General features: G+C 55.9%; 14 protein-coding genes. 11 read left to right on the forward strand and 3 right to left on the reverse strand.

Annotated elements, in window-relative coordinates; genetic code table 11:
* The first annotated feature begins 199 nt into the window (after positions 1–199).
* Entirely contained in the window at positions 200–2116 is a 1917-nt protein-coding gene (locus tag ACZRJQ_RS07485) for an ATP-binding cassette domain-containing protein (RefSeq protein ID WP_463977736.1), read from the forward strand.
* Between the two features lie 78 nt (positions 2117–2194).
* Here ACZRJQ_RS07485 and ACZRJQ_RS07490 read toward each other — a convergent pair whose 3' ends face one another.
* Complete coding sequence (locus ACZRJQ_RS07490) at positions 2195–2635, reverse strand: universal stress protein (protein WP_463977990.1); 441 nt, start codon at positions 2633–2635, stop codon at positions 2195–2197.
* A 115-nt stretch (positions 2636–2750) separates the two neighbouring features.
* Here ACZRJQ_RS07490 and ACZRJQ_RS07495 point away from each other — a divergent pair, with 115 nt between their 5' ends.
* The 7 genes from ACZRJQ_RS07495 to ACZRJQ_RS07525 all read left to right on the forward strand — a co-directional run bounded on the left by ACZRJQ_RS07495 (position 2751) and on the right by ACZRJQ_RS07525 (position 11070).
* Entirely contained in the window at positions 2751–3188 is a 438-nt protein-coding gene (locus tag ACZRJQ_RS07495) for a hypothetical protein (protein WP_463977737.1), read from the forward strand.
* A gap of 313 nt (positions 3189–3501) precedes the next feature.
* Positions 3502–5649: a fatty acid oxidation complex subunit alpha FadB gene (gene fadB / locus ACZRJQ_RS07500; RefSeq protein WP_463977738.1), complete on the forward strand. Its 2148-nt coding sequence runs from the start codon at positions 3502–3504 to the stop codon at positions 5647–5649.
* Between the two features lie 27 nt (positions 5650–5676).
* Complete coding sequence (fadA, locus tag ACZRJQ_RS07505) at positions 5677–6852, forward strand: acetyl-CoA C-acyltransferase FadA (protein ID WP_463977739.1); 1176 nt, start codon at positions 5677–5679, stop codon at positions 6850–6852.
* An 84-nt stretch (positions 6853–6936) separates the two neighbouring features.
* Positions 6937–7173 (forward strand): DUF1653 domain-containing protein, encoded by a 237-nt coding sequence (locus tag ACZRJQ_RS07510; protein WP_463977740.1) that lies wholly within the window; start codon positions 6937–6939, stop codon positions 7171–7173.
* Between the two features lie 114 nt (positions 7174–7287).
* A complete protein-coding gene (gene topA, locus ACZRJQ_RS07515; RefSeq protein WP_463977741.1) occupies positions 7288–9915 on the forward strand; it encodes a type I DNA topoisomerase in 2628 nt (875 codons plus the stop codon).
* A 281-nt stretch (positions 9916–10196) separates the two neighbouring features.
* On the forward strand, positions 10197–10718 hold the full coding sequence (locus tag ACZRJQ_RS07520; RefSeq protein ID WP_463977742.1) for a DUF6586 family protein: 522 nt from the start codon (positions 10197–10199) through the stop codon (positions 10716–10718).
* Positions 10719–10836: 118 nt separating this feature from the next.
* Complete coding sequence (locus ACZRJQ_RS07525) at positions 10837–11070, forward strand: hypothetical protein (protein WP_268796842.1); 234 nt, start codon at positions 10837–10839, stop codon at positions 11068–11070.
* 77 nt (positions 11071–11147) lie between these two features.
* Here ACZRJQ_RS07525 and sulA read toward each other — a convergent pair whose 3' ends face one another.
* Together sulA and lexA are read right to left on the reverse strand one after the other, a co-directional pair.
* Entirely contained in the window at positions 11148–11621 is a 474-nt protein-coding gene (sulA, locus tag ACZRJQ_RS07530) for an SOS-induced cell division inhibitor SulA (protein WP_463977743.1), read from the reverse strand.
* 10 nt (positions 11622–11631) lie between these two features.
* On the reverse strand, positions 11632–12240 hold the full coding sequence (gene lexA / locus ACZRJQ_RS07535) for a transcriptional repressor LexA (protein WP_463977744.1): 609 nt from the start codon (positions 12238–12240) through the stop codon (positions 11632–11634).
* A 259-nt stretch (positions 12241–12499) separates the two neighbouring features.
* On the opposite strand from lexA, the gene ACZRJQ_RS07540 reads away from it, so the two are divergent.
* From ACZRJQ_RS07540 to ACZRJQ_RS07550, 3 genes are all read left to right on the forward strand, one after another.
* Positions 12500–13207 carry a TetR/AcrR family transcriptional regulator gene (locus ACZRJQ_RS07540; RefSeq protein WP_463977745.1) on the forward strand — a complete coding sequence of 236 codons (708 nt, stop codon included), beginning with the start codon at positions 12500–12502 and terminating at the stop codon, positions 13205–13207.
* A gap of 180 nt (positions 13208–13387) precedes the next feature.
* Positions 13388–14386 (forward strand): beta-N-acetylhexosaminidase, encoded by a 999-nt coding sequence (nagZ, locus tag ACZRJQ_RS07545; RefSeq protein WP_463977991.1) that lies wholly within the window; start codon positions 13388–13390, stop codon positions 14384–14386.
* Positions 14387–14398: 12 nt separating this feature from the next.
* On the forward strand, positions 14399–15136 hold the full coding sequence (locus ACZRJQ_RS07550) for an S-methyl-5'-thioinosine phosphorylase (protein WP_463977746.1): 738 nt from the start codon (positions 14399–14401) through the stop codon (positions 15134–15136).
* Positions 15137–15172 lie beyond the last annotated feature (36 nt).

Below are 15172 nucleotides of genomic sequence, written 5' to 3' on the forward strand. Positions count from 1 at the left end.
ATAAAAATGCGACAAGTGCGCAAAGGGCTCGCACTGATTGTGCCGTAGCTTAGCCTTTTGCCAGCTGCGCGTGAAAGCCTTGCCAGCCAACTGGCGCAAGTTGGTACTAAATGAAGGCTGGAACGCCCCGCTCAAGAAATAGCCAGCCGCCTCAGGGCGCAAATCAGGTAGAATGCGCGCCCAGTTTTTGGAGAAGCTCATGACCCTGCTCAAATTCAGCGATGTGTCCCTTGCTTTCGGCTCTACGCCGTTGTTGGACAAGGTGTCCTGGCAGATCGCCCGTGGAGAGCGGGTGTGCATCATCGGCCGCAACGGCACCGGCAAGTCCAGCATGATGAAGCTGGTAAAAGGTGATCAAAAGCCCGACGACGGCTCTGTCTGGCGCGCACCCGGCCTCAAGATTGGCGAATTGCCGCAAGAGTTGCCGGTAGCCGACGGGCGGACGGTGTTCGACGTGGTGGCCGAAGGTTTGGATGGCGTGGGCGAGTTGTTGGCTCAATACCATCACCTGAGCCAAAACATCGTGACCGATGCCGACCTGGACAAGTTGATGCACGTCCAGCAAGACCTTGAAGCCCGTGATGGCTGGCGCTTGCAGCAATTGGTCGACAGCACCCTGAGCCGCTTACAGTTGCCGGCGGACAAAACCCTTGCCGAGCTGTCGGGTGGCTGGCGTCGTCGCGTTTTGCTGGCGCAAGCACTGGTTTCCGAACCTGACTTGCTGCTGCTCGACGAACCGACCAACCACTTGGACATCGGCGCTATCGCGTGGCTGGAAGAGGCCTTGAAGGACTTTCAGGGCGCGGTTTTGTTTATTACCCACGACCGTTCCTTCTTGCAAAACCTGGCCACCCGGATTCTTGAGTTGGACCGTGGCGGCTTGATCGACTGGAACGGCGATTACGCCAGCTTTTTGGTGCACAAAGAAGCCACGCTGGCGGCCGAAGAAACTGCCAACGCCTTGTTTGACAAGCGTCTGGCTCAGGAAGAAGTGTGGATCCGTCAGGGCATCAAAGCCCGTCGTACCCGCAACGAAGGCCGTGTGCGTGCCTTGAAAGCCCTACGTGTAGAGCGCAGCGAGCGTCGTGAGCGCACCGGTAAGGCCAACATTCTGTTGGACACTGCAGACAAGTCTGGCAAGCAAGTGATGGTGCTGGAAAACGTCAGCTTTGCTCACCCGGGTGGCCCGTTCCTGATCAAAGATTTTTCGATGGTGCTGCAGCGTGGCGATCGTATCGGCCTGCTGGGCGCCAACGGTACTGGTAAAACCACCTTGCTGAAGCTGATGCTCAGTGGTTTGCAGCCAACCAGCGGCAAGATCGAAGAAGGTACGCGCATCGACGTGGCTTACTTCGACCAATTGCGCCATCAGTTGGATCTGGAAAAAACCGTGATCGACAACGTCGCCGAAGGTCGCGATTTTATCGACATCGATGGTCAGAGCCGTCACGTGCTCAGCTATTTGGGTGACTTCCTGTTCAGTCCGCAGCGTGCTCGCACGCCGGTCAAGGCGCTGTCGGGTGGTGAGCGTGCGCGTTTGTTGCTGGCTAAATTGTTTAGCAAACCAGCCAACCTGCTGGTGCTCGATGAGCCAACCAACGACCTGGACGTTGAAACACTCGAACTGCTTGAAGAGGTTTTGCTGACCTTCCAGGGCACTGTGCTGATGGTCAGTCACGACCGGGCATTCTTGGACAACGTGGTCACCAGCACACTGGTCTTCGAAGGTGAAGGCAAGGTGCGTGAGTATGTCGGTGGCTATCAGGACTGGCTGCGTCAGGGTGGTTCGCCGCGTCTGTTGGGCGTGACCGAGAGCAAGTCCGGCAAAGCTGATTTGAACTCAGCAGTGGTGGCTGCTGCGCCGGCTTCGGCCGCTGCTGAGCCAGCACCCGCTGCGAAAAAGAAGCTGAGCTACAAGTTGCAGCGTGAGCTTGAGGCATTGCCGGCCGAGATTGATGCTAAAGAGCAAGCGATCGCCGCAGTTGAAGCTGAAATGGCGGATGCAGGTTTCTACCAGCGTCCAGCGGCCCAAACTGCTGAGGTGATTGCCAAGCTTGAAAAGCTACAAGCTGAGCTTGAGCAATTGGTTGAGCGTTGGGCTGAGCTGGATGCCTGATTGAGCGTTTGCTGAACTGAAAAGCCCGGCCTTTTTAATCAAGGGGCCGGGCTTTTTTGCTGTTACATGCAGATAAAATTATTCAGCCTTTTTCAGGCTGACAGCCAGTACGTCGCACGGTGCACCATGCAGCACGTCATTGGCTGTAGAGCCCAGCAACAGGGCCAGGCCGTGGCGGCCGTGGCTGCCTACGACGATCAGGTCGCAGGAGTGTTCTTTTGCGAAGCTGTGGATTTCCTGTCGCGGCTGACCATATTTCAGGTGGCAGTTTTCTGTGGAGAGCTGCGGGTAAATGTCGATCAGGCGTTCAAGGCGCTCCTTGGCTTGATCAAACTGTTGCTGTTGCAGTTGCGAGAGGTCCATCGGAACATCGCCGCCAAACGCCATCGCCATGGGCTCGACGATGTGTATCAGTGACAGCTGGGCGTTATTGGCCTCGGCGCTAGCGCTGGCGCGATAGATCACGGGGTCACATTCTTCGGTCAGATCGACGGCTACCAAAATATGTTTGTAGGGCATCGGCGTGCTCATATTAAGCGCTCCTGTAAATGGCAATTAGTTATGAGTATGGCCCGTTTGCAATGGCTTGTTTGAGTCAGGGTCAGCTCGTTCATCAAGTTATGAGAGTACAGATATGACGGTATGGATAGTGGTGTCAATCCTTGCGCTGGTTCTGAGCCCTTTGGCATGGCTGCGACCTTCGCGGCGCCAGAGTGGTCGTATGGCCCTGCGCATGGAGGCGCGACGCATGGGGCTGGCCATGCAACTGACGCCTCAGGAGTGGCCGCACTGGCTTGAGCCTGAGCCGCCGGGTTCTTGCGCGCAATTTCACCGTCCGCGCCGAAGCACTAAGCCTGATGTGTGGTGCTATTGGCAATCCGCGCCGGGAATATGGGTCAATCAATGGCGTGAAGAGTGTGTCGATGAACGCTTGCTGGATCAATTCAAAAAATTGCCCGCCAACGTGTACAAGGTTGAAGCAGGCGCGCAAATGATTGCCCTGTATTGGGGGGAGAAAGGCGAGCCCGAGGTGTTGCTGGCGATTGATCAAGTGCTCAAGGCGTTGGCGTAACGCTTGTGGTTGCTGACCTGGTACAAAACGATGGCTGCGCAGCGTATGTTTTTGAACTGACTGCTGAGTCGTTTTGTCATCGTTGAGTTGGGCAATTGACAATCGATAGCTTTTCCGTGAAGGTGTCGACACCCAAATCAAACGGGCGTATGAATTGATCGTTTGCCGTGTAGGCAGCGTTCGCATAACCCCGAATATCGCGTTGGCGGGTGTGCCTGGTGGATTGGCGTTAGCATTGACGGAGTCGTCATTGCCAGCCAGACGCTAGCGTCCGACGTGTACTGTTCAGCTTCCATATCCTGGAGATCAGTTGATGATTTACGAAGGTAAAGCCATCACGGTTACGGCTCTTGAAAGTGGCATCGTCGAACTGAAGTTCGACCTCAAGGGTGAGTCCGTCAACAAGTTCAACCGTCTAACCCTGAACGAATTGCGTCAGGCGGTAGATGCGATCAAGGCAGATGCTTCGGTCAAGGGTGTCATTGTTTCCAGCGGTAAAGATGTCTTTATCGTTGGCGCCGACATCACCGAATTCGTCGAAAACTTCAAGTTGCCGGATGCCGAGCTGATCGCTGGCAACCTCGAAGCCAACAAAATCTTCAGTGATTTCGAAGACCTCAATGTTCCGACAGTGGCGGCCATCAATGGCATCGCACTGGGCGGCGGTCTAGAAATGTGCCTGGCGGCGGACTTCCGCGTTATGGCAGACAGCGCCAAAATCGGCCTCCCAGAAGTCAAGCTCGGCATCTACCCGGGCTTTGGCGGCACCGTTCGTTTGCCGCGGCTGATTGGTGTCGACAATGCCGTTGAGTGGATTGCCTCCGGTAAAGAAAACCGCGCTGAAGACGCACTGAAAGTCAGTGCTGTAGATGCCGTGGTAGCTGCAGACAAACTTGCCAGCGCTGCTCTGGACTTGATCAAGCGCGCCATCAGTGGCGAGCTGGATTACAAGGCCAAACGTCAGCCTAAGCTTGAAAAACTCAAGCTGAACGCCATTGAACAAATGATGGCGTTCGAAACCGCCAAAGGTTTTGTGGCTGGTCAAGCAGGCCCGAACTACCCGGCGCCGGTTGAAGCAATCAAAACGATCCAGAAAGCCGCGAACTTCGGTCGTGACAAGGCGCTGGAAGTAGAAGCAGCAGGTTTCGCCAAACTGGCCAAAACCTCGGCTTCGCAGTGTTTGATTGGCTTGTTCCTGAACGATCAGGAACTGAAGAAAAAAGCCAAAATCTACGACAAGATCGCCAAAGACGTGAAGCAAGCTGCCGTGCTCGGCGCTGGCATCATGGGTGGCGGTATTGCCTATCAGTCGGCCTCCAAAGGTACGCCGATTCTGATGAAGGACATCAACGAACACGGTATCGAGCAGGGCCTGGCTGAAGCCGCCAAGCTGCTGGTGGGTCGCGTTGATAAAGGTCGCATGACTCCGGCGAAAATGGCTGAAGTGCTTAACGGCATTCGTCCTACTTTGTCCTACGGTGATTTCGGCAATGTCGACCTGGTGGTCGAAGCGGTTGTTGAGAACCCGAAGGTCAAACAAGCTGTGTTGGCTGAAGTGGAAAACCACGTCCGCGAAGATGCAATCCTGGCTTCCAATACCTCGACCATTTCCATCAGCTTGCTGGCCAAAGCTCTCAAGCGTCCGGAAAACTTTGTCGGCATGCACTTCTTCAACCCGGTGCACATGATGCCGTTGGTTGAGGTCATCCGTGGCGAGAAGTCCAGCGATCTGGCTGTGGCAACAACTGTTGCTTACGCCAAGAAAATGGGCAAAAACCCGATCGTGGTTAACGATTGCCCGGGCTTTTTGGTCAACCGCGTCCTGTTCCCGTACTTCGGCGGTTTCGCCAAGTTGGTCAGTGCCGGTGTGGACTTCGTGCGCATCGATAAAGTCATGGAAAAATTCGGCTGGCCAATGGGCCCGGCCTACCTGATGGACGTGGTCGGTATCGACACCGGACACCACGGTCGTGACGTTATGGCTGAGGGTTTCCCGGATCGCATGAAAGACGATCGTCGTTCGGCGATTGATGCGCTGTACGAGGCCAAGCGTCTGGGTCAGAAAAACGGCAAGGGCTTCTACGCCTATGAGGCGGACAAGCGCGGTAAACAGAAGAAAGTCGTTGATTCGAGCGTGCTTGAGGTGCTCAAGCCAATCGTTTACGAGCAGCGCGATGTGACCGACGAAGACATCATTAACTGGATGATGATCCCGCTGTGTCTGGAGACAGTCCGTTGCCTGGAAGACGGCATCGTTGAGACCGCAGCCGAGGCCGACATGGGTCTGGTTTACGGCATTGGCTTCCCGCTGTTCCGTGGCGGTGCACTGCGCTACATCGACTCGATCGGTGTTGCCCAGTTCGTGGCCCTGGCTGATCAGTACGCTGAACTGGGTGCGCTGTACCACCCGACTGCGAAGCTGCGTGAGATGGCCAAAAACGGCCAAAGCTTCTTCGGTTAAGCGCCCCATTAGAGTGAGAGTGAAATTATGAGCTTGAATCCTAGAGACGTGGTGATTGTAGACTTCGGTCGCACCCCGATGGGCCGCTCCAAGGGCGGTATGCACCGCAACACCCGTGCTGAAGATATGTCCGCGCACCTGATCAGCAAAGTGCTGGAGCGCAACAGCAAGGTCGACCCGAGCGAAGTGGAAGATGTGATCTGGGGCTGTGTAAACCAGACCTTGGAGCAAGGCTGGAACATTGCGCGCATGGCGTCGCTGATGACCCAGATTCCTCACACCTCGGCTGCACAAACCGTGAGCCGCCTGTGCGGTTCGTCCATGAGCGCTCTGCACACTGCTGCACAAGCGATCATGACCGGCAATGGTGACGTATTCGTGGTTGGCGGCGTCGAGCACATGGGCCACGTGAGCATGATGCACGGCGTTGATCCTAACCCGCACATGTCGCTGTACGCGGCAAAAGCCTCGGGCATGATGGGTTTGACGGCAGAGATGCTGGGCAAGATGCACGGCATCACCCGTGAGCAGCAGGATGCCTTTGGCGTTCGTTCTCACCAGCTCGCTCACAAGGCGACGATTGAAGGCAAGTTCAAAGACGAAATCATCCCGATGCAGGGTTATGACGAAAATGGCTTCCTGAAAATTTTCGACTACGACGAAACCATTCGTCCGGAAACCACCCTTGAAAGCCTGGCGGCGTTGAAGCCAGCGTTCAACCCGAAGGGCGGCACCGTGACGGCGGGTACTTCGTCGCAGATCACTGACGGCGCTTCGTGCATGATCGTGATGTCGGCTCAGCGCGCAAAAGACCTCGGTCTTGAGCCACTGGCAGTGATTCGTTCGATGGCTGTTGCAGGTGTGGACCCGGCAATCATGGGCTATGGTCCAGTACCGGCAACGCAAAAAGCATTGAAGCGTGCGGGCCTGACAATGGCTGATATCGACTTCATTGAGCTCAACGAAGCTTTCGCTGCACAGGCGCTGCCAGTGCTTAAAGATTTGAAAGTGCTCGACAAGATGAATGAGAAGGTTAACCTGCACGGCGGTGCCATCGCACTGGGCCATCCATTTGGATGTTCAGGGGCGCGCATTTCCGGCACCTTGCTCAATGTGATGAAGCAAAATGGCGGCACTTTCGGGTTGTCCACCATGTGCATTGGTCTTGGCCAGGGCATTGCCACTGTCTTCGAACGCGTTTAAAGCGTTGCGTTGATAGAAGCCGGGGCCATGTGCCCCGGTTTTTGTTTTTAGGCTTTTTATTTTATTTTTTGAGAGGGCCGCAACATGTCGCTACAACCTGGGCTCTATCAGCATTACAAAGGTCCGCAATATCGGGTATTCAATGTGGCTCGCCATTCTGAAACCGAAGAGCAGGTCGTGTTTTACCAAGCCCTGTATGGCGAATACGGCTTTTGGGTACGCCCGTTGAGCATGTTCCTTGAGACGGTCGAAATAGAGGGCAAACCTGTCCCGCGTTTCGCCCTGATTGAGGCAGAGCCCAGCATTTTTTCGCGGTCATAAGGTAACGTCGTACAGAACCCTGTGCTTGACCTCACCTTGTAGCCACTATATATAGCGGTGCCGCGTCAGGCGCCAACCGCCTTTCACTTCTAGAATTCAGGAATTTTCTGATCCATGGGCAAATCGCTGGTCATTGTGGAATCCCCGGCTAAGGCCAAGACCATCAACAAGTACTTGGGCAACGAGTACGTGGTGAAGTCGAGTATCGGCCATATCCGAGACCTGCCCACCAGCGGTTCGGCTAGCGCCAGTAAAGAACCTGCTGCCAAGCGTGGTAAGGCAGCGGCAGGCGAAGCGCCAGCCCTGTCGGCAAAAGAGAAGGCTCAAAAGCAGCTGATCTCGCGCATGGGTGTTGATCCAGAACATGGCTGGAAGGCCAAGTACGAGATCCTCCCGGGCAAGGAAAAGGTCATCGAAGAGCTGCGCCGGCTTGCCAAAGATGCTGACACCATCTATCTCGCAACCGACTTGGATCGCGAAGGGGAAGCCATCGCTTGGCACCTGCGCGAAGCCATCGGGGGTGATGACAGCCGCTACAAGCGCGTGGTGTTCAACGAAATCACTAAAAAGGCGATTCAAGAAGCCTTCTCCAAGCCAGGCGAGCTGGATATCAATCGAGTTAACGCCCAGCAAGCGCGCCGCTTCCTTGACCGCGTTGTGGGCTACATGGTTTCGCCATTGCTGTGGGCAAAAATTGCCCGAGGCCTGTCGGCGGGCCGTGTACAGTCGGTTGCCGTGAAGCTGGTGGTTGAGCGTGAGCGCGAAATTCGTGCATTTAACCCTGAAGAATATTGGGAAGTTCACGCTGACCTTGGCACGGCCAAGGGCGCGAAAGTGCGCTTTGACGTTGCCCGCGAAAAAGGTGAAGCGTTCAAACCGCTGAACGAAGCGCAGGCTATGGCGGCGCTGGAAAAGCTAAAAGCTTCCAGCTACACCATCGTCAAACGCGAAGATAAACCGACCAGCAGCAAACCTTCTGCGCCCTTTATTACGTCCACCTTGCAACAGGCCGCAAGTAACCGTCTGGGTTTTGGTGTGAAGAAAACCATGATGATGGCCCAGCGCTTGTATGAGGCGGGCTACATCACGTACATGCGTACTGACTCGACCAACCTTTCGGCCGATGCCGTGGAAATGGCGCGCACTTACATCGAGGGTGAGTTCGGCGCAACCTATCTGCCGCCAGCCCCTAACGTGTACAGCAGCAAGGAAGGCGCTCAAGAGGCTCACGAAGCGATTCGCCCTTCGGACGTAAATACGCATCCAAGCAAGCTAACGGGCATGGAGCGCGACGCTGAGCGGCTCTACGAGCTGATCTGGCGTCAATTCGTGGCGTGTCAGATGCTGCCGGCCAAATACCTGTCGACCACCGTCAGCGTGGCTGCTGGTGACTTTGAGCTGCGCGCCAAAGGCCGCATTCTCAAATTCGACGGTTACACCCGTGTGATGCCGCAAATTGCCAAGCCGGGCGACGACGATGTACTGCCAGATATGGCGCAGGGTGACGTGCTGAAGTTGATTGATCTGGATCCGACTCAGCATTTCACCAAGCCGCCTGCGCGTTACTCGGAAGCGAGCCTGGTAAAAGAAATGGAAAAACGCGGAATTGGTCGTCCTTCGACCTATGCCGCGATTATCGGGACCATCCAGGACCGTGGTTATGTGGCACTGCATAACCGTCGCTTCTACTCCGAAAAAATGGGTGACATCGTTACTGAGCGTTTGTCCGAAAGCTTCTCTGACCTGATGGACTACGGCTTTACGGCCGCCATGGAAGAGAACCTCGATGACGTAGCCCATGGCGAACGTGATTGGAAAAGCGTGCTGGACGAGTTCTATGGCGACTTTAAAAAGAAGCTAGAGGTTGCCGCAGCACCGGATGGCGGAATGCGCGCCAACCAGCCGGTCATGACCGATATTCCCTGTAAGGAATGCGGTCGTCCAATGCAGATTCGCACGGCGTCCACTGGGGTGTTTTTGGGATGTTCGGGTTATAGCCTGCCGCCTAAAGAGCGCTGCAAGGCGACGGTCAATTTGGTCCCGGGCGATGAAATTGCCGCCGACGACGAAGGTGAGTCTGAATCGCTGGTACTGCTGGGCAAGCATCGTTGTCCGATTTGCAGCACGGCTATGGACGCTTACCTGCTCGATGAGAAGCACAAGCTGCATATCTGCGGTAATAACCCGGATTGCGCTGGCTACGAAATCGAAGAGGGCAGCTATCGCATCAAAGGCTACGAAGGTCCTAGCCTTGAGTGCGACAAGTGCGGCAGCGAGATGCAGCTCAAGACCGGGCGTTTTGGCAAGTTCTTTGGGTGCACCAATGCGGAGTGCAAAAACACCCGCAAATTGCTGAAAAGCGGTGAAGCGGCGCCTCCGAAAATGGATCCGGTGAAAATGCCGGAGCTTAGATGCGAGAAGGTCAACGACACCTACATCTTGCGTGACGGCGCGTCAGGCCTGTTCTTGGCTGCCAGCCAGTTCCCGAAAAACCGTGAGACCCGTGCACCGTTGGTGATCGAGATAATCCCGCACAAGGATGAGATTGATCCCAAGTACCACTTCTTGTGTGAAGCGCCAAAGAAAGACCCGGACGGTCGTCCGGCTGTGATTCGCTACAGTCGCAAAACCAAAGAGCAGTACGTGCAGACTGAAGTGGATGGCAAGCCAACAGGCTGGCGGGCTTTTTATGACGGCAAAAGCTGGAAGGTTGAAGACAAGCGAAAAGACAAAGACGCTTGATCTGAAGGCTTAACAAAAACCGCGCAAGGGCTGTACGCCTTGCGCGGTTTTTTGTTTGCGTGGTCTGCTTTGTTGCTGGCGAGCCACGAAGGCTGCGAGCAGCAGCGAATCCTTCATAAAGCCAGACGAGGCGAGATCTCAAGCTTTGTGATTGCTTCTCAGCTGAATGCAGCTCGCTGTAGCAGCTACAGTGGGCATTCGCCGTTTCTGGCGCTTGCGCATGCGGTCATTCTTCCCTGAGACTGCGTCAGCCCTAATTCAATTCGTTGTGGAGCGCCTGCATGGCTCACGAACTCTATACACGTACCAATCAGAAAATCTATTTTGCCGGTTTGGCGCTTGAAGCTATGAATAAAGCTGTGGCGGGTCGAGCGATGAATGCTCAGGCGTTGGTTCAAGCTGAGCGTGAGTCTGCGGTGTTCCACTTGTATGGCGCGTTGCTGGGCTTGTGTCATGAGATTGCGGGGTTCTATCGCCTGCCTCAGGCCAGCGCAAATCGGGTTGAGTTGTTGCTGACTCAAGACGTGCTGGATGCAAAAGCTATTCCTGAATTGGCTGAGCTTGTCGAGTTGGCGCGATCACCGCAGAGCTGGCTGGCTCAGTTAGTGGCTACCCACGCTGGGTTGTATCAGCCGCTGCAAGCGCCTAAAAAGGTGAAAGCAGATGTGTTTCAGCCTCTGATTGAAACCGTCACTTTGGAGCAAGAGGAGCCGCAAGCGTTGGCGCGCGAAACGCTGGAAGAGTGGCGCCAGAACCTTAAGGGGCTGGCGATTCGCTTCCGCGATGGGCTCAATGAGTGCTGATGGTCTAGGCTGAAACTGTACAGTCATTCATCAGTCCGTCACGAAAGCGCCGCACAACCTGGCAAATTCCCAAAGGATGACTGATATAATCCCGCGCTTTCGTGGAGAACAAACTTTTATGCCAACGTCCTTTCTAGAAATTGTCGAATTGCCTGACGGCCGTATCGAGTTGCGCCGGGCTGAGGACGAGGGGTCTTTGGTGACGCTGAACTTTTCCGAAGACGCCAAGGCCTTTCTTCAAGGGCAACATGTAGAAGTGGCTAAAGCCATGCTCAGTGTCGGCGTGCAAATGGCAGGTCGGCTGGCAGAAGGCGAACTGGAAAAAGACGACGGGCCGCGGGTTCTTCATTGACCTGAGCGGTTTGTGGTCGATACGTGCCACAGGTTGGCTTTTGCGCTATGCATAGGCCCTGTGGCAGTGGTGTCTGTTTAACCCAAGCGAATATTCAGGCTTTGCCCGTGGCCCATGCGTGCTGCGCCAATGAGCTGTTGCCGGGCTGCGGCGTTGAGCGGGTTGATCCAACTCACGACGGTGTGACTGCGCCCCAACCGCAGTGCCTCGCAGGTCAGTTGTAATGCGCTTTTGTTGCCGTTGGGTTGCAACAACAGGATGCGCTCGCGGTTCAGGCCTGCGTCACGTAACCAGCTTTGCGTCAGGCTGGCTGGAGGTGCGATAAGCGTCAGCCAGCGGGCATCTTGTTGTTCGCTCAGTTCGCGCAGCATGGGGGCAAGCAGGTTCAAGCAGTTCTCGGCAGCACCACGTAACGTCAGCTCACTGAAGACTTCGGGTTCTGCACTCCAGGGTGAATCAAGCACATCTTTGATTGCAGGTGGCATGGGTTGGGCCATGAACACCTCGAACAAGGGCAGTTGTGCAGGTAGTGGTGTATGCGGGAACTGCATGGCGCCTCCTTTAGCGGCGAATAACGCCTACGCTCAGGCCTTCGATAACCAGTTCCTGCTCTTTGAGATTGACTTCAATGGGCGCGAAATCTGGGTTTTCAGCGATAAGCCAGACTTTGCTGCCTTCGCGCTTGAAGCGTTTTACTGTCACTTCGTCATCAATGCGAGCGACAACAATCTGGCCGTTACGGGCTTCACGGCAGGTGTGGACTGCAAGAAGGTCGCCGTCGAGGATGCCGACATCCTTCATGCTCATACCTTGTACGCGCAGCAGGTAGTCGGCTCGTGGGTGGAAGAAGGTAGGGTTGATGTTGCACGATTCTTCGACATGTTCCTGCGCCAGAATCGGGGCGCCCGCAGCGACTCGGCCAATGATGGGCAGGGAGTATTCGTCGGCTTTGGTTTCAAAGCCGGGGATGCGAATACCTCGCGAAGCGCCGGGGGTCATTTCGATTGCACCCTTGCGGGCCAGTGCCTTGAGGTGCTCTTCGGCCGCATTTGGGGACTTGAAGCCCAGCTCCTGTGCAATCTCGGCACGGGTAGGCGGATAGCCGTGGTCGTCCAGGCATCGCTTGATAAAAGCCAGGATCTCAGCTTGGCGTGGCGTCAGTTTTAGCATGTTGATCGCTCTGTCTTTTTATACAGTGACTGGGATTATATACAGTGAAGGCTTATTGGCAATCCTCCATTTCCAGCAGTCCGCTGGACGGTCACCAATAAGCAGAGTGTTGCGCACTTTATCAGGTGGCGCGTTGCTGGCCGAGGCTGTGGTTAAATGCCGGGTCGTGCGGTCGCCAAGCAAATGCCCGCCTTGACTTTTTACATTCTGAAACGTATGTTTCAAACAACTGTTTAAATGTTTGTCAGGCGGAGTAGCCATGGCCCAGTCGGAAACCGTTGAACGCATTCTCGATGCTGCCGAGCAATTGTTCGCGGAAAAAGGTTTTGCCGAAACCTCATTACGGCTGATTACCAGTAAGGCGGGGGTTAACCTCGCAGCGGTTAATTACCATTTCGGCTCAAAGAAGGCACTGATTCAGGCGGTTTTTTCGCGTTTTCTGGGCCCTTTTTGCGCCAATCTGGATCGTGAGTTGGAGCGTCGCCAAGCCAAGCCAGAGAATCGACCCAGCCTTGAAGAGTTGCTGGAGATGCTGGTGGAGCAGGCGCTGGTGATTCAACCTCGCAGTGGCAATGACTTGTCCATCTTCATGCGTTTACTGGGGCTGGCGTTCAGCCAGAGCCAAGGCCACTTGCGTCGCTACCTTGAAGACATGTATGGCAAGGTATTTCGCCGCTACATGTTGCTGGTCAATGAAGCCGCCCCGCAAATTCCGCCTATCGAATTATTCTGGCGCGTGCATTTCATGCTCGGTGCTGCGGCGTTCAGCATGTCGGGTATCAAGGCCTTGCGTGCCATTGCTGAAACCGACTTCGGGGTCAACACCTCAATTGAGCAGGTGATGCGTTTGATGGTGCCATTCCTCGCGGCTGGCATGCGTGCCGAAAGCGGTGTTGTCGACCCGGCGATGGTCAGCGCTCAGTTACGTCCGCGCACTAAAACACCGCCGGTCGCCAGCAAGGTTTGACCTGTGCAGGTGGGCGTGGCAGCTGAGTTCCGCTAAGCTAGCCGCCATGCCTATCCCTGACTTACTTCCCCCTTACAATTCGTTGCCGTTGCCTCTTTTGGCGGCGCACTTGTCTGTGTCCGCGCCTGTTAAGCGCAGAGTAAGCGCTCTCTTTTTAAAGGATTTTCCATGAGTTGTGCCTTGCAAGGCTCCTTGATGGTGGACGTCGCCGGTACGTGGCTGACGGCTGAAGACCGGCAGTTGCTGCGCCAGCCTGAAGTGGGCGGTCTGATTATTTTTGCGCGCAACATCGAGCACCCGCGTCAGGTGCGAGAGCTGAGCGCTTCGATTCGCGCTATTCGCCCGGACTTGCTGCTGGCTGTTGATCAGGAAGGCGGCCGAGTGCAGCGTTTGCGTCAGGGTTTTGTGCGCTTGCCTGCCATGCGCGCCATTGCTGATAACCCCAATGCAGAGTATCTGGCTGAGCAGTGCGGCTGGATCATGGCCACAGAGGTCTTGGCCGTGGGGCTGGACTTGAGCTTTGCGCCGGTGCTGGATCTGGATTACCAGCGCAGTGCTGTTGTGGGCAGCCGTTCATTTGAAGGTGATCCTGAGCGTGCAGCCACTTTGGCGGGGGCATTTATTCGCGGCATGAACGACGCGGGCATGGCGGCCACGGGTAAGCATTTTCCGGGGCACGGGTGGGCAGAGGCTGATTCGCATGTCGCCATTCCGACCGATGAGCGCAGTCTTGAGCAGATTCGTGCTCATGACCTTGTGCCCTTTGCGCGCTTGAGCAAGCAGCTCGCCGCCGTAATGCCGGCTCACGTAATTTACCCCCAAGTAGACAGTCAGCCTGCGGGATTCTCTCGTCGCTGGTTGCAAGACATCCTGCGCGGCGAGTTGCAATTTGATGGCGTGATTTTCAGCGATGACTTGTCGATGGCGGGCGCTCATGTGGTGGGCGATGCAGCCAGTCGCATTGAGGCGGCCTTGTCGGCGGGTTGTGACATGGGGCTGGTGTGCAATGACCGTGCGGCTGCCGAGCTGGCACTGAGCGCTGCTCAGCGCATGAAAGTGACACCGTCTGCGCGGATTGCACGTATGCGTGCTCAGGCAGTTGCCAGCACAGATTACCGTCAGAACCCGCGTTGGCTGGTTGCACTTGGCGCGCTCAAAGATGCTCAATTGATTGATTAAGGGGGCGATTTAATGACGGTTTACGCAATTATCGGCGGCACAGGGCTGACTCAACTTGAAGGGTTGACCATCAGCCGCTCCTTGGCACTGGACACACCTTATGGCCCAACCTCGGCGGATATTCAGATTGGTGAGTTCGGTGGGCGTGAAGTGCTGTTTTTGGCGCGTCATGGCCATCCCCATCGTGTGCCGCCGCACCAGGTCAACTATCGCGCTAACCTGTGGGCCTTGAAGCAGGCCGGGGCGCAAGCGATTCTGGCGGTCAATGCCGTTGGCGGGATTCACATGGCAATGGGCACCGGTCACTTCTGCGTGCCGCATCAACTGATCGACTACACCAGTGGCCGCGAGCACACCTATTTTGCAGGTGATCTGGAGCACGTGACCCACATCGACTTCAGTTACCCCTATACCGAGTCGCTGCGAGAGCAACTGATTGCGGCGTTGGCCGCTGAAGGATGTGCCTACAGCAGTCATGGCGTGTATGCCGCCACTCAAGGCCCGCGACTGGAGACGGTAGCGGAAATCGCCCGTCTTGAACGCGATGGTTGCGACATTGTGGGCATGACCGGTATGCCTGAAGCGGCACTGGCCCGTGAGTTGGAGTTGGACTACGCGTGTTTGGCGCTGGTGGTTAACCCGGCAGCGGGCAAGTCCACCGCGATCATTACCATGGCTGAAATCGAGCAGGCGTTGCACGACGGCATGGGCAAGGTTAAAGCGACTCTCGCTCGCGTGCTAAAGGGTTAGTCGCGTTGTAGTCGATGCCGCGGGCCGCTTGCGATC

This window comes from Pseudomonas sp. E315 (assembly GCF_055406205.1).